Consider the following 17,799-nt stretch of genomic DNA (forward strand, 5'->3'; position numbering starts at 1 on the left):
AGGGAGCGCCCGGGGGGCGGACGAAACGAGGCGCCCACTATACCGTGTTTTCCCGGACAAACCAAGTCGCAGCCCATTTCCCGCAGCCACCGGGCGGCATTGTCAGGGCCGCCAGGAAGAGTCTGCCTGCAACTGTTCCCGCTGGCCCTGGCGCAGGGCCCCATCCACCGTGCCCCGATTGAAGAGCAGCATCCAAAGCAGCAGGCCGTAGCTCAGGACCGCCAGTACCGCGAAAGGCGGCAGGAAATAACCCAGCGGGCAGAGCATCAGCACGGTCAGCCAGTGCAGGGCGATGATTTTACTGGAATGGAGCTGCAGAGGGAAATCGTCATGGCGGCCAATCACTATCAGGCCGCTCAGATTCCATCCGTAGAGGGCGGTGAAGGCGTGCAGCCGCAAGAGCGGCTGGCTGTACTGGGGCAGATAGTACGCTGACATGGCCAGCATGATATAGGCGATGCCGGTTATGGAGGTTATCAGCAGAAAGAGAATGCCCGAGCTGAGAAAGGCCTTCTGCTGGAGCCGCATGCCCAGCCGCCAGTACAGCCAGAACACGCTGGCCACGGCCACAAAGAGGGCAGTGGCGATGAGCACCTGGGCCCGGAACATGTTGGCCAGAATAAACAGAAAAAAGATGATCACCCCCAGGTTGATCACCCAGAAGGCCGCCTCCTTGAGTGCCTTGACGGCATTGCTTGTGGCCCGCTGCATCAGACTGAAAATGACCGACATGGAGATCAGCGAAACCGGAAAGGAGAAGCCGAGAAAGAAGGTGTCCAGCTTCAATTTTTCAATGTGCCACCAGTGCAGGTATGCGGAATTGAGCATGACCACGCTGGACATGCCCAAACCAATGGAGAGGCACAACAGCGCTGCCTGGTGAAATTTGCGGCTTACCGGCTCGCCGGCGCTGAAGAGCGCCCTGGGCACGAGGCTGCCGAAATGCTCCACCCGCACCCGTTCCACCACCCCGGAAAGGACAAGCGCCAGACACAGGGCCGGCGCATACCAGCGCAGGAACGCGGATACGGCAAAGGCAAGCGCCAGCAGCAGAAACAGCCTGCCTTTGGGGCCGAGCCTGCTCTGGCCTTCGGTGTAGTACACCAAAAGCGTGCCGCCGCTGCACAGGTTGAAGAGAAAGATGTGCAGGCGTTCAAAATTGATCTGCTCCGGCGCAACCATGTGATGTAAAAAGCCGCAGGCCAGGGCGTCTGTCATCATCAGCCAGAGGATACCTTTCAGATTGGTGCTCACGGTTGAGTGCCTCCAGGTTGGTGGAAAATTTGGGACAGGCCGGGGGCAGTGCCCTGCTGTCTTGCGGACACCGATACCCTTTGCGTGTCGTTGACGAGCCGCCTTGCCCCTTGTCCCCGGTCAGACCCTGCCGAGCAGGGTCCTGAGCGCTGTTGACAGGTCTGGATGACGAAAACGGTAGCCCGAGGCGAGCAGCTTGGCGGCAGAAGCACGGCAACTGTCCAGGAGCACCTCCTGTCCCATCTGGCCAAAGAGCAGCCGCACAAGCCCGGCGGGCACCGGCGGCAGCAGCGGCCGGCGCAGCACGCGCGCGAGAGTGGCCAGCAGTTCGCGGTTTGTCACCGGTTCCGGAGCGACTATATTCACCGGCCCCTGCAGGCTTTTACTGACCAGCGCGTGCAGCATCGCGCCAATGGCGTCGTGCAGGCCGATCCAACTGATGTACTGCCGGCCATTGCCAAAACGGCTGCTGAAACCAAGAGCCGAAGGCGCCAGCAGGCGGGCCAGGGCGCCGCCTTTGGGCGTGAGCACCACCCCCAGACGCAGGCAGACGGTGCGGATGCCCAGATCCCTGGCGCTTCCGGCTGCCGCTTCCCATCTGGCACAGACCTCGGAAATGAAGGCGGAGCCGGCCTGATCGTCCTCGCTGACCAGGCGATCCGCACAATCGCCATAAAAGCCGATGGCAGAGGCGCTGAGCAGCACCTCCGGCCTGGAGGCGCAGCGGGCAATCTCCCGGATCAGCAACGAAGTCCCCTGCAGGCGGCTGGCGATCACCCGCTCTTTTTTTGCCGCTGTCCAGCGACCCTCGCCAATGTTGTCGGCAGCCAGATGGATGACGCCGTCAAAGTGGGGCAGATCCTGCAGGTTGAGTTCGCCCCTGGCCGGATTCCAGTACACCTCTCTGGCCTTTTGCTCCGGCCGCCGCCGCACCAGACGCCATATCTCATGGCCACCGGTACTGAGCAGGGGCAGGAGACGGAGCCCAGCAGGCCGCTGGCCCCACTGACCAGGATACGCAAGGGGCGTTTGCTGGCATAGGCGTGCAGCAAAAGATCATCCTGCAGGAGGGCGTGGCGGTAGCGAAAGGTCCGGTTCAGCACCGGTTCCACCAGGAGCCTCCCTATCCAGGGGCAACAGGACTGCGCTGGCAGGGCATAGTCAATATGATCCTCAAGGCGCGCGCCTGCCGCAGTGGTTGAAAAGCTGTGGGTATGCACCCAGCGCCTGAAGGGGCCACTTGCCTGAATATCGCGGAAATACTCGTAGGGCCTGTTCTCAATGTGCTGCGCCCGCCACAGATAGGGCAGCGGCCCGGCATGCATGCGCATGGTGACCCGGCCGCCCGGATCGATGCCACCGCTGCGGGCCAGCACGGTGGTGTCTTCCCAGGGTGGAATCAGGCGTTCGAGCGCGCCGGGGCGGCGGTGCCAATCGTAGAGTTCGGTTACGCTGCAGGGGAACACCGAGGCGGCCCTGAAGGAACCCGGTTCACCTGTGCAGGAGATCACGGAGGGCCTGTTCCAGCTTGGGGTAGGAGAAGACGAAACCCTTTTCTTCAAGGGCCCGCGGCAAGACCTTTTGCCCCTGCAGGAGCGACTGGCCGAATTCACCCAGGGCAAGTCGCATCAGCGGCGCGGGCGCGGGAAAAAAGGCGGGGCGGCCGAGTTGGGCCGCAAGCGTTCTGGCAAACTCGATTTGCCTGACCGCTTCAGGAGCTGAGCAGTTGAAAGGACCATGACACGATTCGCAGTCGAGAAGGAACTGGGCCGCTGCCACCAGATCCGCCAGATGAATCCAGGGGAACCACTGTCTGCCCTTGCCGATAGGGCCGCCCAGGCCCAGTTGAAAGGGCAGCCTCATGCTTTGCAGCGCTCCACCCGCCTTGCCCAGAACCACGGCAAGGCGCATGATGACCACTCTGGCCCCCTTGTCCTCGGCCCCCTGGGCCAGAGCCTCCCATTCGCGGCATACCCGGGCGAGAAAATCGCTGCCGCCGGGATGCGCTTCGCTGTGCTCTTCTTCACCGCCATTGCCGTAGTAGCCGGCGGCCGAGGCGCTGAGCAGCACCATGCCGTTTCCTTTGGGGATCGCGGCCACCAGATTCCTGGTGGTCTCGATGCGGCTGTCGAGAATTGCCGCTTTGGCGGCCTTGGTCCACAGGGTGAAGACCGATTTTCCAGCCAGATTGATCAGTGCGTCCTGGCTGGCAACCGCATCCTGCCAGGGCCCGGGCCTGGTGGTGTCGGCCGTGATGCAGCTCAGGTCTGCCAGTGCCTGATGGCGGCGGCAACTTTTCCCGCTGCTGCCGATGACAGTGACAACATGGCCCTGGGCCATGGCACTGCCGACAAAACCGGTGCCTCCGGTGATGAGTATCTTCATGGTTCCTCCTGGCCTGTGGTCGGTGCGCTGCATGTCGTTTGCATACCCTAATGAGGATGTGCCATGCAATAAAGACGCTGGCGCATGCCAAAATCTCATGATGAACACCCGCCTATCAGCAGGATGAGGGCCAGGGGGCAACGGATTGGAAGGCAAATCTGATCTGCAGCTCCAGGGCAGGGTGGCACTGGTCCGCCTTTGCGTGGGATGCCTACGCATTTTTACAGGCTGCATGCGCCCGGCAGCGCGGCACGGACGGGAACAGTCAGGGCTTTTGCGGTATATTTTCCCAGAGGCAGGAGTTTGCAGAAGATCACGGAGGTGCTGCTTGCCAACGCAGCGGCCCGGTTGAATAATTGAGCGCGCAACTGTTTAAAAGGCCAGGGGCCCGCTGCAGTGTGTAACCGGATCCCCCGGTGCTGCAAGCAAAGATCCCTGAAGAAAAAGGGTACCAATCCATTGGTACCCTTTGACAAGACAAAATGCACCGCAAGCTAGGTGTGGTGCCGCCCCCCGTGCTTCAGCTTTTTTTATTGACCCGCTCCCGTAAAAGGCCGGAGGGTTTGAAGGTAACGACCCTCCTGGCCTCCAGGGTCAGGGACTTGCCGGTTTGGGGGTTGCGGCCGCGGCGCTCACTTTTGTCCCGTACCGTGAACTTGCCAAAGCTGCTTAAAAGCAAATCTTCGCCACGCACAAGCGATGCCTTGGCCAGGGCAAGGAACAGTTCGACCGCCTCCACGGCCTGGGATTTGGTCAGGGTGGAGTGGCTTGTATAAATTTTTTCCACTAGATCGGTTTTCGTCAGGGTACCCATGCGGATTTCTGTGTATGGCCTGAAAACTTAGGCTTTGGACAGGCAATGAAATGCTTCTTTGCCGGCAAAGCGGGCCGCACGCCCCAGTTCATCCTCAATACGCAGCAGTTGATTGTACTTGGCAACCCGATCACTTCGTGAAGGCGCTCCGGTTTTGATCTGTCCGCTGTTCAGGGCCACGGCCAGATCGGCGATGGTGCTGTCTTCGGTTTCTCCTGAACGGTGCGAAATCACAGCCGTATAACGGGCCCGGTGCGCCATCTCGACCGCATCGATGGTTTCGGTCAGAGAGCCAATCTGGTTCAGTTTGACGAGGATGGAGTTGCCAATGCCCTGGGCAATGCCCTCCTTGAGAATGCTGGTGTTGGTGACAAAAATATCATCACCCACCAGTTGCATGCGATCACCCAATGCCTGGGTCAGTTTTTTCCAGCCATCCCAGTCATTTTCTGCCAGACCGTCTTCAATGCTGATCAGCGGATACTTTTTGGCCCAGTCGGCATACATGGCAATCAGTTCGTCTGCCGTCTTTTCGGGTTTTGCCTCGGCCGTAAGCGTATAGAGCTTCTTTTCAGTGGAGTAAAATTCGCTGGAGGCAACATCCATACCCACGTAGATGTCTTTGCCGGGTGTATACCCGGCCTTTTCAATGCCTTCCAGCAGGGCTTCCATGGCCTCCTCGTTGGAACGCAGATTGGGGGCAAATCCGCCCTCGTCGCCGCCGGCAGTGGCCAGTCCCTTCTTCTTCAGCACATTTTTCAGGGCATGAAAGGTTTCGGCACCCATGCGCAGGGCTTCGGCAAAAGAGGAAGCGCCGGCGGGCAGAATCATGAATTCCTGGATATCCACATTGTTGTCGGCATGGGCGCCGCCATTCAGGATATTCATCATGGGAACCGGCAAGACTTTGGCGTTAACGCCGCCCAGGTAATGATACAGGGGCATTTCCAGCTCCAGTGCCGCTGCCCTGGCAACAGCCAGCGAAACGCTCAGAATGGCGTTGGCTCCCAGCTTCTCCTTGTTGGCTGTGCCGTCCAGTTCCAGCATGATCCGGTCAATCAGCACCTGTTCGGTGGCCTCAATGCCCAGTAATTTTGGAGCAATGGCCTCATTGACATTTTGTACCGCCTTCATGACCCCCTTGCCACCATAGCGGCCCGCATCCTTATCACGCAGTTCCAAGGCTTCCCGGGTGCCGGTGGATGCTCCGGACGGCACTGCCGCCCGCCCGCGCACGCCGCTTTCCAGATAAACCTCTGCCTCGACTGTGGGGTTTCCCCGGGAATCCAGAATTTCCCGCGCCTGAATGGCAAGAATTTCGCTCATAACCGCCTCCTTCTATGCGTAATCTGCTTTTTGCTCTGTCGATTCATGAAACCACGCTGGCAATCTGGAAGATGGGCAGATACATGGCCACAACCAACCCGCCGATCACGCCACCCAGGAAAACCATCATAAACGGTTCTATCATTGCGGTCAGGTTGTCGACCGCCTGGTCGACTTCCGCATCATAGAAATCGGCCACTTTTTCGAGCATGGTGTCCAGCGCGCCGACCGATTCGCCCACATTGATCATCTGCACCACCATGGGCGGAAAGACCTGCGATTCTTCCAAAGGCTCGGCAATGGGGCGACCTTCGGCAATGGCTGCGGAGACACGTACGATCGCCCGTTCGATAACCTTGTTGCCTGCGGTGCGGGCGACAACCCCCAGGGCATCGAGAATGGGCACGCCACTCTGTAACATGGTGCTTAGGGTGCGTGTAAACTTCGAAACCGCAACCTTGCGGACCAGATCGCCAATGACCGGAGACCACAAGAGCATATGATCCACCTGGAGTCGGCCTCGTTCTGTGTTGTAGTATTTTTTGAAGATCCAAACAAAAAGAAGCACTATGCCGAATATTGCCCACCAGTATGACTTGACAGCATTGCTCAGGTTGACCACCAATTGGGTGGGCGCAGGCAGGGTGGAACCGAAGTCTTTGAACATCTTGTCAAAGACCGGCACAACAAAGATCAGGATAATGGCCAGCACGAGAATACAGATGCCCAGACAGATGACGGGATAGGTCATGGCGCCTTTGATACGTTTTTGCAGGGCCATGGCCTTTTCCTTGAAGTTGGCCAGCCGCTGGAGAATGGTATCCAGAATACCGCCCAGCTCGCCGGCTTCAATCATATTGCAATACAGGCTGTCGTACACCTTGGGATGCTTGCGCATGGAATCGGCCAGGGTGGTGCCGGTCTCCACGTCAGCCTGAATGGCGGTGAGCATCTCCTTGAAAGTGGGATTGTCCTGCTGGCGGGCCAGAATTTGGAGACACTGTACCAAGGGCAGGCCGGCATCGATCATGGTGGAAAGCTGCCGGGTAAAAACGACCACATCCTTGCCCTTGACCTTGGGGCGGAAAAATTTAATATTTTCCAACAGATCCTTGGGCTTTTCCCGGATGCTGGTTTCCTCGATGCGCAGACGTTTCAGATGGGCCCGTACCCCGGCTTCGTCCACTGCCTCTATTTGTCCTTTGCGTTTTTCACCGTGGATGTTGATCCCTTTCCAGATATAAATGGGCATACGGTACTCCAGTAGAGCGGTAAGAGATTAAAAAATGTGATGAGCTTGACAAGTCGCACTTTTTTCCGTATACAAGCTCCCCATCGTGTGAAGGAAAAGCGCAAAGTATACGCCTCTATTGTAGGCAAATGCTTTTTTTGATTCAAGAAAAAGATTTATTTTTTTCAGGAGCTGACATTATGGCAAGCGATATGGCGGCAAAATTTGAACAGGGACTTTTCCTGACCATTGTCGAGCAGTGTGAGGGCTGCGATCGCGTCGTGGCTCACGAGGCAGGCAAATACTGCAGCAGCTATGCCAATCCGGCGGCCAAGTGGCGGCTTGGGATGTGCAATTTCGCCACCCATGCCAAGCCGGAAGTGGCAGCGGTCACTGCTCGCATCAACCCTCTGAAAGCCGCAAAACGCGCGTCCAAGCGCAAGTAGGCAAATCGGGTTTACGCGCAGCCCGCATTGCAGGCCAAGCGCTCAGGAGCCCCCGGCTCCTGAGCGCTTTTTCATTTCCTGCCGACCCCTGTGTAGGCAAAACCAAGGCGGCGCAATGTCTCCGGGTCATAGACGTTGCGCAAATCGATAAAAATTGGCTGGCGCATCAGGCGGCGCAGCTTCCCAAGATCCAGTGCCCGGTACTGGTTCCACTCGGTCATCAGGACCACGCAATCGGCATCCTGGACCGCTTCGTAGGCCGAGCCGACGTACGTGATGCCTTCCGGCAGCATCTTCCGGGCTTCCGGCATGCCCTGCGGGTCATGGACGCGCAGCAGCGCACCCTTTTCCAGAAGGGCCGGCAGGATGGTCAAAGCCGGCGCATCGCGCATGTCATCCGTTTCGGGCTTGAAGGTCAGACCCAGGATGGCAATGCTTTTTCCTGTTTCCGAGCCACCCAGCATCTCCCGAATCTTTTTCACCATGCGGGCCTTTTGCGCCGCATTGACCTCCACGGCGGCTGACACGATGCGCACGTTTTCACCGTATTCCTGTACGATACGCATCAGGGCCAGCGTATCCTTGGGGAAACAGGAACCGCCGTATCCAGGGCCTGGATGGAGAAATTTGTTGCCAATACGGCCGTCCATGCCAATGGCCTTGGCCAGATCGCTCACGTTGGCGCCCACTGCTTCGCAAACATTGGCTATTTCGTTGATATAGCTGATCTTGACCGCAAGAAAGGCATTGGCGGCATACTTGGTCAGCTCCGCGGTTTCGATGCCGGTGCTCACGATGGGCGTGTCGCGCAAAAAAAGCGGCTTGTAGATCGCCCGAAGCACCTGCTCCGCCTGTGGGGATTCGACCCCGATGACCACCCGGTCCGGGCGCATGAAGTCGCCCAATGCCGCGCCTTCCCGCAGAAATTCCGGATTGGAAGCCATATCGAAATCGGCGTCGGGCCTGGTTTCACGGATGATGCGTTCCACCTGCCGGGCTGTGCCGATTGGCACGGTGCTCTTGTCCACCACCACGGTATAGCCCTGGAGAAAAGGCGCCAGCTCCCTGGCCGCCGCATGGATATAGGTGAGGTCGGCATAGCCGTCCCCACGGCGGGATGTGGGCGTGCCCACCGCGATAAAAACGGCATCAGCTTCCGGAATGGCCTGGGCCATTTCGGTGGTGAAAGACAATCGGCCTTCCTGCACATTGTGCCGCACCATGACATCAAGTCCTGGTTCGTAAATGGGCATCTCGCCGTTTTGCAGGGCTGTAATTTTTTCAGCGTTCTTGTCAATGCAGCTGACCGTGTGACCGAATTCGGCAAAGCAGGTGCCTGTCACCAGGCCGACGTAGCCGGTGCCTATCATGGCAATATTCATCGTTCCGCTCCTTTGGGCGGACGGGCGCCGAAAATAGCCGTGCCGACCCGCACTATGGTCGCCCCTTCTTCAATGGCAGCCTCGTAATCGCCCGACATGCCCATCGAGAGTTCAACCTGTTGATTGTTCGAGAAAAGTTCCCGTTGTGCATACTCTTTGCCCATCTCCCTGAGCATCCGGAAATAGGGACGGCTTGCCTCGGGATCGTCGAAATGGGGCGGCAGGGCCATGAGCCCCAGACAGTGCAGGTGCGGGCAGGCACTCCTTATCGCCTCAAGCAGCATACCGGTTTCCTGTGGCATCACGCCCGCCTTTTGCGGCTCTTCGCCGATGTTGACCTGCACAAGAATGTTGAGTCCCCGGCCGAGCGCAGCAGCAGCCTCGTCGAGCCGGCGTGCCGGCTTGAGCCGGTCCACGCTTTCCACCGTGTCGAACAGGGCTGCAATGTCCCGGCATTTATTGCTCTGCAGGTGCCCGATGAAGTGCCAGCTTGCCCCGTGGCCCAACCGGGGAATTTTTTCCTGGGCCTCCTGCAGATAGTTTTCGCCGAACAGCGTCTGTCCGCAGTCCATGGCCGCCCTGACGAGCTCGGGCGGCACAGTTTTGCTGACCGCCATCAGCCTGACGAGGCCGGGTTCACGGCCGGCACGCTGGGCGACAGCGGCGATATGCTCTGAAATCTGGCGGATCCTCTCACAAATGGGTGTCACGACAGCGCAGCCTCGGGAAGGTGAAAAATTTTGCAGGTATTGGCCGTTGTTCGCCGGGCCACCTCGGCAAGCGGCAGGCCTTTCAGGTCGGCCAGCATCCGGGCGGTATGCACCAGACGGGCCGGTTCGTTACGTTTGCCGCGATACGGCACGGGTGTCAGATAGGGACTGTCCGTTTCCAGCATGAGGTGAGACAGATCCAGGGCCCGCGCCACCTCGCGGAGGAGGGCGGCGTTTTTGAAGGTGAGCACGCCGGAAAAAGCGATCATGAAGCCGCGCTCCGCCATCTCCTGCGCCAAACGCAGATCGCCTGAAAAGCAGTGCATGACACCGCCCCGGGGCAGATGACCAGCCTTTCGGATACAGGCTGCGATATCCCCGTGTGCGTTGCGGTCATGAATCACGACCGGCAGGTTCAATTCCTTTGCCAGCGCCAGTTGGCGCGAGAACACCCTTTGCTGCTCTGCAGCCGTGATCCCGGAACACACGTAGTCAAGCCCGATCTCGCCTATGGCCACGACTTTTTCTTTCCGGGCCAGTTCCGCAATGCAGGCCAGCACGCCCTCGTCAAAGCCGGCCGCTTCCTCCGGATGCACGCCCACGCAGGCAAACACGGGCCGATATGCCGCGGCCAGAGCCACGGCTGCTGCTGAGGAAGTGCAATCAGTGCCCAGGGTCACGATCTGGCGCACTCCGGCCTGAGCTGCGTTGGCCAGAATTTGGGGCACTACGCCCTGATACTCTTCCGCGTGCAGATGGCAGTGGCTGTCGATCAGGGTGAACGGCAGGGCTGCGGCTGTCTGCGTGGTCGGCTCGATGTTCATGAACGCTTGGTCGGGTTCCCCGCCGGCCCTGATGGAAAGATTTGACATCGGAGTGGGTTTTTTTTACAATCCTGCCGCCAGATGCGCGGTAGAACAACAGCGCAGAGTCCACGAGGATCGCAGGGTATTTCTCCTTTTGTATAAGGCTGCCCACTGTACCTTGCCCCTCTTGTGTTCTGCAAGCGCTTTGTTGTCAGGGGAGCACTCCGCCGCCAATCGACTTTGACTTTTATCCATGAGGAGCAACCATGAACAGAAAAAACCTCGGCTTCCTGCTGTGCCTGACCCTGGCCTGCATCCTGCTCACCGCAACGGCCTGCACCCGTGGCTACCGGCAGGGTCCCAATACGGTCGCGGGCAGTATGGAAGGTGCCGGCCTCGAGGGCGGCGCTTTGCCCCAGGTGAACAGTTTTGCAAACGATATCAACGATATCCCGATCCCGTCCGAACTCAAATGGCAACGTGGCGACTCCATGGCCATTACCACCGAGTCCTTCCGTGGAGGCGTTCTGACCTATACCGGCAATGCCAGCATGACTTCCCTCAGGGATTATATGGTGGCCGCCATGCGGGACAACCAGTGGCGCATGGTGGGCGAAACCGCGGCCAAGGACACCATGCTGGCCTTTGTCAAACCCAACAAAACCTGCATGGTCATCATCAGCGAATCCTGGCTCAAAAGATCGGAAGTCAAACTCTACATTGCCATTGACAACGCCGCCTCCGGCAATGTCAATCCCTTTGGGGAAGCGATCCCGCAGTAAGGTCATATCGATGCCCGCTTTGCAGGGCAAGCGCGTCCTTTTTGGCGTCACCGGGTCCATTGCAGCCTACAAGGCTGCGGAATGGGTGCGTGCGCTGGTGCAGGAAGAGGCGCTGGTGCAGGTCATCCTGACCGAGGCAGCGGAGCGCTTTGTCACGCCGCTGAGCTTCGCCACTCTCTCGGGTGCGCCGGTGCAGCGCGACCTGTTTGCCGGAGCCGGGGAAGACCCGATAATGCATATTTCGCTTTCGCGCGAAGCGGATGTCTTCCTGATTGCGCCGGCCAGCGCCCAGACCATTGCCAAGCTGGCCACCGGCATGGCTGACAATCTCCTGACCGCTGCCGTGCTGGCGGCCAGAATTCCGGTTTTGCTTTGCCCGGCCATGAACGTGAACATGTACCGCCATCCGGCGACCCAGGCGAATCTGCGCCGTTTGCGGCAATACGGCTACCTGGTCCTGGAACCGGGCAGTGGCGAGCTGGCCTGCGGCGAGGTGGGCGAAGGCCGCTTGGCGGACTGGGCAGACGCCCGGGAAGCACTGCTCCGCATTTTTGCCGCTCAGGACCTGCGCGGCCTGAAAATTCTGGTGACCGCTGGACCGACCCGGGAGGCCATTGATCCGGTACGTTATCTCAGCAACCGCTCCAGCGGCAAGATGGGTTTTGCCCTGGCCCGCACGGCCATGAGGCGCGGCGCGGCGGTGACCCTGGTGACAGGGCCGGTGGCCTTGCCCGCCCCCCCGGGTGTGGAGGTCATTCGGGTGCAGAGCGCGCACGAGATGGCCGAAGCGGTTTTTGCCCGCGCCCCCCAGAGCCGGGTGCTTGTCAAGGCGGCCGCGGTGGCGGATTTCACGGTGGCGGCGCCTGCCGAACACAAAATAAAGAAGAGTGGCGAGGAGCTGTCCCTGCCGCTGAGCGCCACTGTCGACATTTTGCGGGAGCTGGGCGCGCGCAAGGAGCCCCGGCAGTTGCTGGTGGGTTTCGCCGCTGAGAGTCAGGCGCATTATCAGGAGGGCGAGCGCAAGCTCAGGGAAAAGAATCTGGATCTGATCGTGGTGAACGATGTTCTGGACGGGCAAAGCGGCTTTGCCGTGGACACCAATCAGGTGACCCTGATCGGCAAAAATGGCCGGCAGGAAATGCCACTGCTCAGCAAGGAAGACACCGCTGACCGGATTTGGGATGCCGTGCGCGCTTTGCTGGATGCACAGGACGCGGTGGCGGACTGACGGCCATGGCACTCAGCCGGTCCGCGCAAAAACGGCAGAGGCGGCAGGTGGAACGGCTGGCCGCTGGACTGGCGGCCCTGCCCGCCAACCTGCATGCCGCCATGCCCTGTTCTGAAGAACTGGCCCATCAGATCCGCGCTGCCGCTGGCATGAAGGGCGGGGCGCGGCAGAGGCAGATGAAGTATGTGAGCAAACTGCTGGCTGCCAGTGGGCAGGAGGAGGCGTTGGCCCGCTTTCTTGCACAGCATCAGGGCCGGGCAGCGGCCGAGGCCCACAATCTGCACCAGATTGAAAGCTGCCGCGACGCCCTGATCACCGAGGCACTGGCCCTGGCCGCCGAAAATGGCCAAGGCAATCCGGGCGAGACCTGGTCCAGCCAGGTGCTGGGCGAGTTGCAGGCCACTCTGCCGGAGCTGGACAGCCGCGCCCTGCTGCTTCTGGCCGGCCGCTTCGCCGCCACCCGCGACCCCCGCTACAGTCGGGAAATTTTCCGCACCTTCAAGGCAGCCTTTGCGGCAAAGGAACGGGCTGCTGCCGACAGGATGCCGTCCTAGGCTCAGGCCTTCTGCACTGCCGCTTTTCTCTGCAGGTCCCGCACATAGGTGGCAGCCGCCATGCCGGCCACGCAGCCCTCGCCGACTGCCTTGGCCATCTGGAAAGGCGGGCCGGTGATGTCGCCCGCCGCGTAGACGCCTGCAATGTTCGTTTCCTGCTGCCGGTTGACCGCAATGTACTGCATGGTGTCGGTGTCGAGCGCCACGCCGATTTGGGTGGCCAGCTCCAGTGCGCCTTTGGATCCCAGTTCGATAAAAAGTCCGTCCACCACAAGCTTCCGCCCGTCCGCCAGTTCCACCTGCTGCAGCCCTCGCCCCTTTTCGCCTTGAATGAGCGTGATTTTGCCGTTTATTTGCTCCACAGCGCTGGCGTCAAGCAGGCGTTTCAGGCTGGGCGCAATTTCCAGTTTGTCCGTGACCAGATACACCCTGGCCGCGATTTTTTGCAGGGTCAGCGCGCCGTCCACCGCAGCGCTCCGGTCTCCGGTCACGCAGACCGTGGCCTTTCTGAAGAAATTGGCGTCACAGTCCACACAGTAGCTGACGCCCTGGCCCAGAAATTCCTTCTCGCCGGGTACGCCCAGCTTTTTTTTGGCAGTGCCCATGGCCAGAACGAGCGCCTGCGTCCGGATTTCGAGGCCGCTTTCCAGATCGAGCACGAACTGTTCCCCGTCCCGGGACAGTTGCAGCAGGTCTTCTGCCAGGTGTTCCGCCCCAAAGCTGTTGATCTGGGCAAGGCCCTGTTCCAGCAGTTCACGGCCCGGGGTCACCTTGCCTACAAAGGCGTAGTTTTCGATATGGCCCTTAAAAAGGGCCGAATTGGCCAGACGCCCCAAAACAAGCACGCGGGTCTGCTTGCGGGAGGCGTGGATGGCTGCCTGGATGCCGGCCGGGCCGGCGCCTATGATCACAATGTCGTACTGGGTTTTCTGAGTCATGCCTGGCCCTGGAAAAAAGAAAAGCGCTGTCTTCGTGTTTGCGGTATCGGTAAATCTGGATCGACAGATTTTTTATTATCAGGTACTATGTCAAGCTTTGGTTGACACCAGAGCCGCGCTTCCCGTATTTTGGGCGGCAACTGGCGACCTGCCCGTTTTATGCTACTTTGCATCAACATTCAACGCAAAAAGGCTGTGAAGTGACACCATCAACGCTCTCGATTTTTGAAATGATGGCGCATGCCGGAGTCGTAGTCAAACTGGTCATGCTGTGCCTCCTGATTTTCTCCGTGGCCTCCTGGGCCATCGTGCTGACCAAATGGATCATGTTTCATCGTGCCAGAAACGCCTCGCTCGAGTTTCTGGATACCTTTTGGGACAGCAAGACCTTCAACGAAGCCTACGATGCCGCCCGGGATTTCCCGCTGAGCCCCGAGGCTACGGTTTTTGTCACCGGCTACAACGAACTGAAGAAGATCAGTGCCGTGCATGGCAGCGCCCGGGCCCCGCAGACGCTGGAGATGCAGCTTGCCACCATGGACAACATCAAACGTTCGGTGCGCAAGGCCCAGTTTCTGGAAAGCGACCGCATGGCGCGCTTTCTCACCTTTCTGGCTACGGCCGGCAGCGCTACGCCCTTCATCGGCCTCTTCGGCACGGTGTGGGGCATCATGACATCCTTCAAGGAAATAGGCGAACGCGGTTCGGCGTCCCTGGCGGTCGTCGCGCCCGGCATCTCGGAAGCCCTGGTCGCCACTGCCGCCGGGCTGGCGGTGGCCATTCCTGCGGTCATGTTCTACAACTATTTTTCCAGCCGCGTGGTCGAGGTGGAATCGGACATGGAGAGCTTCAGTACCGATTTCATCAACCTGATCGAGCGCGACATTCTGGCCAGGTCCTGAGCCATGGCGACTGGAAGACGACAGGGCAGGCGGCATGGAGCCATGGGCGACATCAACGTGACGCCGCTTGTTGACGTCATGCTGGTTTTGCTGATTGTCTTCATGGTGGCCGCGCCCATGATGACAGAGGGGCTGGAGGTGGCCCTTCCCGAAGCAACGACGAGCCCTCTGCCCCAGACGAAGACGCCGCTCGTGGTCACCATCAAAAAGGACGGCACACTCTACCTGCGTAAGGAGCAGTTGACAGATTCAGCCCTGTATGACGAGCTGCAGGCCATGCCGGATGAGCAGAAGAAGCAACCCATCTATCTGCATGCCGACAAACACGTTCCTTACGGCGAGGTCATGTCCGCTTTGGGCATGATTCACCGTGCCGGTTTCGAAAAGCCCAGCATGGTGACCCTGCCGAAAGAGGACACGAAGTAAGGATGGTTCCCTTGGCTGGATCCCGTTTTAGCGAAGAAGACTTCTTTTGCATTCAGAAGATGGAAGACCAGCAGTGGCGTGCCTGCCTGGCGCTGGCCTTTTTTCTGCATGCCGCCCTGGCCGGGGCCATACTCTTTATGTCACCCCTGTTTGAGGCCAAACTGCCGGTCGAGGAGGCGGTGATTGTCAGCGTAGCGCCCCCAAGCGCGGATATCATGCCCAAGGTTGGCGAAATGTCCGCGGCGCCCCGGCCCTCGACCCGGGAAAAGAGCGGTCTGGACAAGGCAAAGAGCCAAAAGGAAGCAAGGCCGGAGAAGAGTGCGGAAGCGCCCAGTCCGGTGCGACCGAAACCGGAGCCGGAAGCGGCTCCGCCGCCACCCAAGCCGATGGACAGACCGGAGCCTGCGCCGGCAAAACCTGCGCCTGCCCCCAAACCAAGCCCCAGGACAGAGCCTGAAACAAAGGCAGCGGAAAAGGCGCCGGTTTCCCTTGCTCCTCAGCGCAAGCAGCAGCTGGCCAAGGATACCCGATTGCAGGAAGAGCGCGACCGGGAGACCCGGCTTGAAGATGAGAAAAAGCTTGCGAAGGAAATAGAACTGCGCCAGAAAAAACTGGAGCAGCGCCAGCGGCAGCGGGAGGAAGAGCAGAAGATTCGGGAAGAGGCTGCCCGCAGGCTGGCGGAAAAGGTAGCGGAGCGGAAGCGTGTGGCCGATCGTCGTATGCAGGAAGAGGCGCGGCGACAGGCCGCCGAAAATGCCCGGCGCGCCGAGGCGGATGCGCAGCAGGCCGAGGCCGATGCCAAACGCGCCCGCGAGGAACTGGCCAGCATGCAGGACGCGGTGCGCCGGAATACCGGGGCCTTTCAGGGTGCTCCCCAGGCCGCCACCGGCCGACAGGAGGGCATGCCGGCCATCGAGGCCCAGTATTGGGCACAGGTGGCGGCACGCCTCAGAAGTTACTGGAAGCTGCCGGAAGGGCGGAACTGGGACGCCTCTCTGCTGGCCAAGGTCTCCATTACCATCAACAGCGATGGGCAGGTGAGCCGCATCGCCTTTGACGGCCGTTCGAACGATCCGCTCTTTGACCAGTTGGTGGAACGCACCATCCGGCAGGCCGAACCCATGCCGCGCTTTCCTGCGGCCATGCGGCAGGGCAGCGTGCACAATGGCTTTCGTTTCAGACCGGCCGGTGTTGGCAATTGATCGAATACAGGGTATTATCGTAAACCTGTGATGCCCGTTTCTTGCTTACTTTTTTCAGGAACAGACCGATGCGACGCAAAATTTTGGGAGTAGTGTTGTTGGCCCTGGCGCTGGTATTGCTGAATGGATCCGCTGTACTGGCCGAGGAAGAACAGTATATTGACATCAGTGCCACGGCGACCCGCAAAATTGTGGTGGCTGTGCCGGCCTTCGCCGGCTCGGCGGCGTCCCAGGGCAATGCCGGCATCACGGCGGCCAAGCTGGTCACCGAGGGCTTTGAACTCTACAGCATGCTGGACGTCCTCGACTTTGGCTCCTACGGCGGCCGCAGGGACGCGGACTGGAAGTCCCTGGGCGTCGATTATGTCGTGCTGGGCGATGTGAACGGCAGCCCCGGCGGACTGGCAGTGGGCGGCCAGATCCTGGACGTGGCGGGCAACCGCACCCTGCCAGGCCGGGTTTACCGGGGCGCGTCCGCTCAAATCGAGGACATGTCGCTCAGGCTGTGCGACGCCCTGATTGAAGACATGACCGGCGAGCCTGGCGTGGCCCGTACGCGCATGGCCTATGTCTCCGACGGCACGGGGCGCAAGGAAGTCTATGTCAGTGATGTCCTGGGGCATCATCCCCGCCAGATCACGCGGCACAAGGCCCTGGCCGTTTCTCCCCGCTTCTCTCCGGATGGCAACACCCTGGCCTACACCAGCTATCATCGCGGCAATCAGGATCTGTACCTGACCGATCTCCGGCAGAATGCCCAGACCACCTCCATTTCCAGGAGGCCCGGCCTGAATCTGGCGCCGGCCTTCACACCGGATGGCAATATGGTTGTGACCCTGAGTGTAGGCGGCAATCCCGATCTTTACCTGATGGACCGGCGCGGGCAGATCTTGAGCCGGCTGACCGAGCGTTCCGGCATCAATGTTTCGCCCTCGGTATCGCCGGACGGCCGGAGCATCGCCTTCTCCTCCGATCGCTCCCGGAGCGGGCATCCGCGGGTCTATATCATGGATCTGGGCAGCCGGCAGGTGCGGCTGCTGCAGTCCAGCGTCGGCGAGTGCAGCGAGCCGTCGTGGTCGCCCAAGGGCGATGAGATTGCCTTTACCGGGCTGGTCGGCGGCAGATATCAGGTCTTTGTCTGCGACAGAAATGGCGGCAATGTGCGGCAGGTGTCCAGCGGCGGCGGCGATTTCGAGATGCCGACCTGGGCGCCGGACGGCCGTTTGCTGGCCGCAACCCGCAAGGCCGGCGGCCGCTCGCAGATCTGCGTTATGGACAAAAACGGCAAGGAAGTGCGTGTGCTCCTGAACATGCGCGGCAATCTGGCCTTTCCGCAGTGGTCGCCACGCCTGCCCTGAGCGGATGCTCGAGATCCGCAGGGCGACTGAATTCCAAAGACAGGAGGATGCTGAA

The 17,799-nt window shown here is 60.1% G+C and carries 18 protein-coding genes; 8 read left to right on the forward strand and 10 right to left on the reverse strand.

Annotated features, from left to right (window positions below; genetic code table 11):
* Positions 1–102 precede the first annotated feature (102 nt).
* The 6 genes from CAY53_RS07285 to CAY53_RS07310 form a co-directional block, all read right to left on the reverse strand.
* Positions 103–1,254 (reverse strand): hypothetical protein, encoded by a 1,152-nt coding sequence (locus CAY53_RS07285; protein WP_104936558.1) that lies wholly within the window; start codon positions 1,252–1,254, stop codon positions 103–105.
* A gap of 120 nt (positions 1,255–1,374) precedes the next feature.
* The gene (locus CAY53_RS13490) at positions 1,375–2,187 is read right to left on the reverse strand and encodes a TIGR01777 family oxidoreductase (RefSeq protein ID WP_245874762.1); all 813 of its coding nucleotides are present in this window, start codon (positions 2,185–2,187) and stop codon (positions 1,375–1,377) included.
* 558 nt (positions 2,188–2,745) lie between these two features.
* Positions 2,746–3,639, reverse strand: coding sequence for a TIGR01777 family oxidoreductase (locus tag CAY53_RS07295; protein ID WP_245874763.1), 894 nt, complete (start codon positions 3,637–3,639; stop codon positions 2,746–2,748).
* 520 nt (positions 3,640–4,159) lie between these two features.
* The gene (locus CAY53_RS07300) at positions 4,160–4,453 is read right to left on the reverse strand and encodes an integration host factor subunit alpha (protein WP_017865401.1); all 294 of its coding nucleotides are present in this window, start codon (positions 4,451–4,453) and stop codon (positions 4,160–4,162) included.
* A gap of 27 nt (positions 4,454–4,480) precedes the next feature.
* The gene (gene eno, locus CAY53_RS07305; RefSeq protein WP_104936560.1) at positions 4,481–5,779 is read right to left on the reverse strand and encodes a phosphopyruvate hydratase; all 1,299 of its coding nucleotides are present in this window, start codon (positions 5,777–5,779) and stop codon (positions 4,481–4,483) included.
* Between the two features lie 43 nt (positions 5,780–5,822).
* Positions 5,823–7,031: a type II secretion system F family protein gene (locus tag CAY53_RS07310; protein WP_104936561.1), complete on the reverse strand. Its 1,209-nt coding sequence runs from the start codon at positions 7,029–7,031 to the stop codon at positions 5,823–5,825.
* 128 nt (positions 7,032–7,159) lie between these two features.
* Between CAY53_RS07310 and CAY53_RS07315 the strand changes: the two genes are divergently transcribed.
* Positions 7,160–7,456, forward strand: coding sequence for a PxxKW family cysteine-rich protein (locus CAY53_RS07315; protein ID WP_245874764.1), 297 nt, complete (start codon positions 7,160–7,162; stop codon positions 7,454–7,456).
* A 71-nt stretch (positions 7,457–7,527) separates the two neighbouring features.
* Here CAY53_RS07315 and CAY53_RS07320 read toward each other — a convergent pair whose 3' ends face one another.
* The 3 genes from CAY53_RS07320 to CAY53_RS07330 are packed head-to-tail and all read right to left on the reverse strand — an operon-like array spanning position 7,528 to position 10,372.
* Positions 7,528–8,838 (reverse strand): UDP-glucose dehydrogenase family protein, encoded by a 1,311-nt coding sequence (locus CAY53_RS07320; RefSeq protein ID WP_104936562.1) that lies wholly within the window; start codon positions 8,836–8,838, stop codon positions 7,528–7,530.
* Complete coding sequence (locus tag CAY53_RS07325) at positions 8,835–9,548, reverse strand: YggS family pyridoxal phosphate-dependent enzyme (RefSeq protein ID WP_104936563.1); 714 nt, start codon at positions 9,546–9,548, stop codon at positions 8,835–8,837. Before CAY53_RS07325 ends, CAY53_RS07320 begins: the two co-directional genes overlap by 4 nt.
* On the reverse strand, positions 9,545–10,372 hold the full coding sequence (locus tag CAY53_RS07330) for a TatD family hydrolase (RefSeq protein WP_245874765.1): 828 nt from the start codon (positions 10,370–10,372) through the stop codon (positions 9,545–9,547). Before CAY53_RS07330 ends, CAY53_RS07325 begins: the two co-directional genes overlap by 4 nt.
* Positions 10,373–10,620: 248 nt before the next feature.
* Between CAY53_RS07330 and CAY53_RS07335 the strand changes: the two genes are divergently transcribed.
* The 3 genes from CAY53_RS07335 to CAY53_RS07345 are packed head-to-tail and all read left to right on the forward strand — an operon-like array spanning position 10,621 to position 12,918.
* On the forward strand, positions 10,621–11,136 hold the full coding sequence (locus CAY53_RS07335; RefSeq protein ID WP_017865408.1) for a hypothetical protein: 516 nt from the start codon (positions 10,621–10,623) through the stop codon (positions 11,134–11,136).
* 10 nt (positions 11,137–11,146) lie between these two features.
* Positions 11,147–12,364, forward strand: coding sequence for a bifunctional phosphopantothenoylcysteine decarboxylase/phosphopantothenate--cysteine ligase CoaBC (coaBC, locus tag CAY53_RS07340; RefSeq protein WP_104936565.1), 1,218 nt, complete (start codon positions 11,147–11,149; stop codon positions 12,362–12,364).
* 5 nt (positions 12,365–12,369) lie between these two features.
* The gene (locus CAY53_RS07345; RefSeq protein WP_104936566.1) at positions 12,370–12,918 is read left to right on the forward strand and encodes a dual-action ribosomal maturation protein DarP; all 549 of its coding nucleotides are present in this window, start codon (positions 12,370–12,372) and stop codon (positions 12,916–12,918) included.
* A 2-nt stretch (positions 12,919–12,920) separates the two neighbouring features.
* Here the strand turns inward: CAY53_RS07345 and CAY53_RS07350 are convergent, their stop codons facing one another.
* A complete protein-coding gene (locus CAY53_RS07350) occupies positions 12,921–13,856 on the reverse strand; it encodes an NAD(P)/FAD-dependent oxidoreductase (RefSeq protein WP_104936567.1) in 936 nt (311 codons plus the stop codon).
* Between the two features lie 200 nt (positions 13,857–14,056).
* Between CAY53_RS07350 and tolQ the strand changes: the two genes are divergently transcribed.
* From tolQ to CAY53_RS07370, 4 genes are all read left to right on the forward strand, one after another.
* A complete protein-coding gene (gene tolQ, locus CAY53_RS07355) occupies positions 14,057–14,758 on the forward strand; it encodes a protein TolQ (protein ID WP_245874766.1) in 702 nt (233 codons plus the stop codon).
* Between the two features lie 3 nt (positions 14,759–14,761).
* Complete coding sequence (locus CAY53_RS07360; RefSeq protein WP_104936569.1) at positions 14,762–15,184, forward strand: ExbD/TolR family protein; 423 nt, start codon at positions 14,762–14,764, stop codon at positions 15,182–15,184.
* A gap of 11 nt (positions 15,185–15,195) precedes the next feature.
* Positions 15,196–16,386 carry a cell envelope integrity protein TolA gene (tolA, locus tag CAY53_RS07365; protein WP_181040216.1) on the forward strand — a complete coding sequence of 397 codons (1,191 nt, stop codon included), beginning with the start codon at positions 15,196–15,198 and terminating at the stop codon, positions 16,384–16,386.
* 68 nt (positions 16,387–16,454) lie between these two features.
* The gene (locus tag CAY53_RS07370; RefSeq protein WP_104936571.1) at positions 16,455–17,744 is read left to right on the forward strand and encodes a beta-propeller domain-containing protein; all 1,290 of its coding nucleotides are present in this window, start codon (positions 16,455–16,457) and stop codon (positions 17,742–17,744) included.
* The last annotated feature ends 55 nt before the right edge of the window (positions 17,745–17,799 follow it).

The sequence above is a fragment of the Desulfobulbus oralis genome, assembly GCF_002952055.1.
GTDB lineage: Bacteria > Desulfobacterota > Desulfobulbia > Desulfobulbales > Desulfobulbaceae > Desulfobulbus > Desulfobulbus oralis.

Coding starts and splice junctions, on each gene's coding strand:
- CAY53_RS07350 (WP_104936567.1), bottom strand. CDS start 13,856: ATGACTCAGAAAACCCAGTACGACATTGTGATCATAGGCGCCGGCCCG.
- CAY53_RS07300 (WP_017865401.1), bottom strand. CDS start 4,453: ATGGGTACCCTGACGAAAACCGATCTAGTGGAAAAAATTTATACAAGC.
- CAY53_RS07310 (WP_104936561.1), bottom strand. CDS start 7,031: ATGCCCATTTATATCTGGAAAGGGATCAACATCCACGGTGAAAAACGC.
- CAY53_RS07335 (WP_017865408.1), top strand. CDS start 10,621: ATGAACAGAAAAAACCTCGGCTTCCTGCTGTGCCTGACCCTGGCCTGC.
- CAY53_RS07315 (WP_245874764.1), top strand. CDS start 7,160: ATGCTTTTTTTGATTCAAGAAAAAGATTTATTTTTTTCAGGAGCTGAC.
- CAY53_RS07360 (WP_104936569.1), top strand. CDS start 14,762: ATGGCGACTGGAAGACGACAGGGCAGGCGGCATGGAGCCATGGGCGAC.
- eno (WP_104936560.1), bottom strand. CDS start 5,779: ATGAGCGAAATTCTTGCCATTCAGGCGCGGGAAATTCTGGATTCCCGG.
- CAY53_RS07370 (WP_104936571.1), top strand. CDS start 16,455: ATGCGACGCAAAATTTTGGGAGTAGTGTTGTTGGCCCTGGCGCTGGTA.
- CAY53_RS07320 (WP_104936562.1), bottom strand. CDS start 8,838: ATGAATATTGCCATGATAGGCACCGGCTACGTCGGCCTGGTGACAGGC.
- coaBC (WP_104936565.1), top strand. CDS start 11,147: ATGCCCGCTTTGCAGGGCAAGCGCGTCCTTTTTGGCGTCACCGGGTCC.
- CAY53_RS07295 (WP_245874763.1), bottom strand. CDS start 3,639: ATGAAGATACTCATCACCGGAGGCACCGGTTTTGTCGGCAGTGCCATG.
- CAY53_RS07345 (WP_104936566.1), top strand. CDS start 12,370: ATGGCACTCAGCCGGTCCGCGCAAAAACGGCAGAGGCGGCAGGTGGAA.
- CAY53_RS07330 (WP_245874765.1), bottom strand. CDS start 10,372: ATGAACATCGAGCCGACCACGCAGACAGCCGCAGCCCTGCCGTTCACC.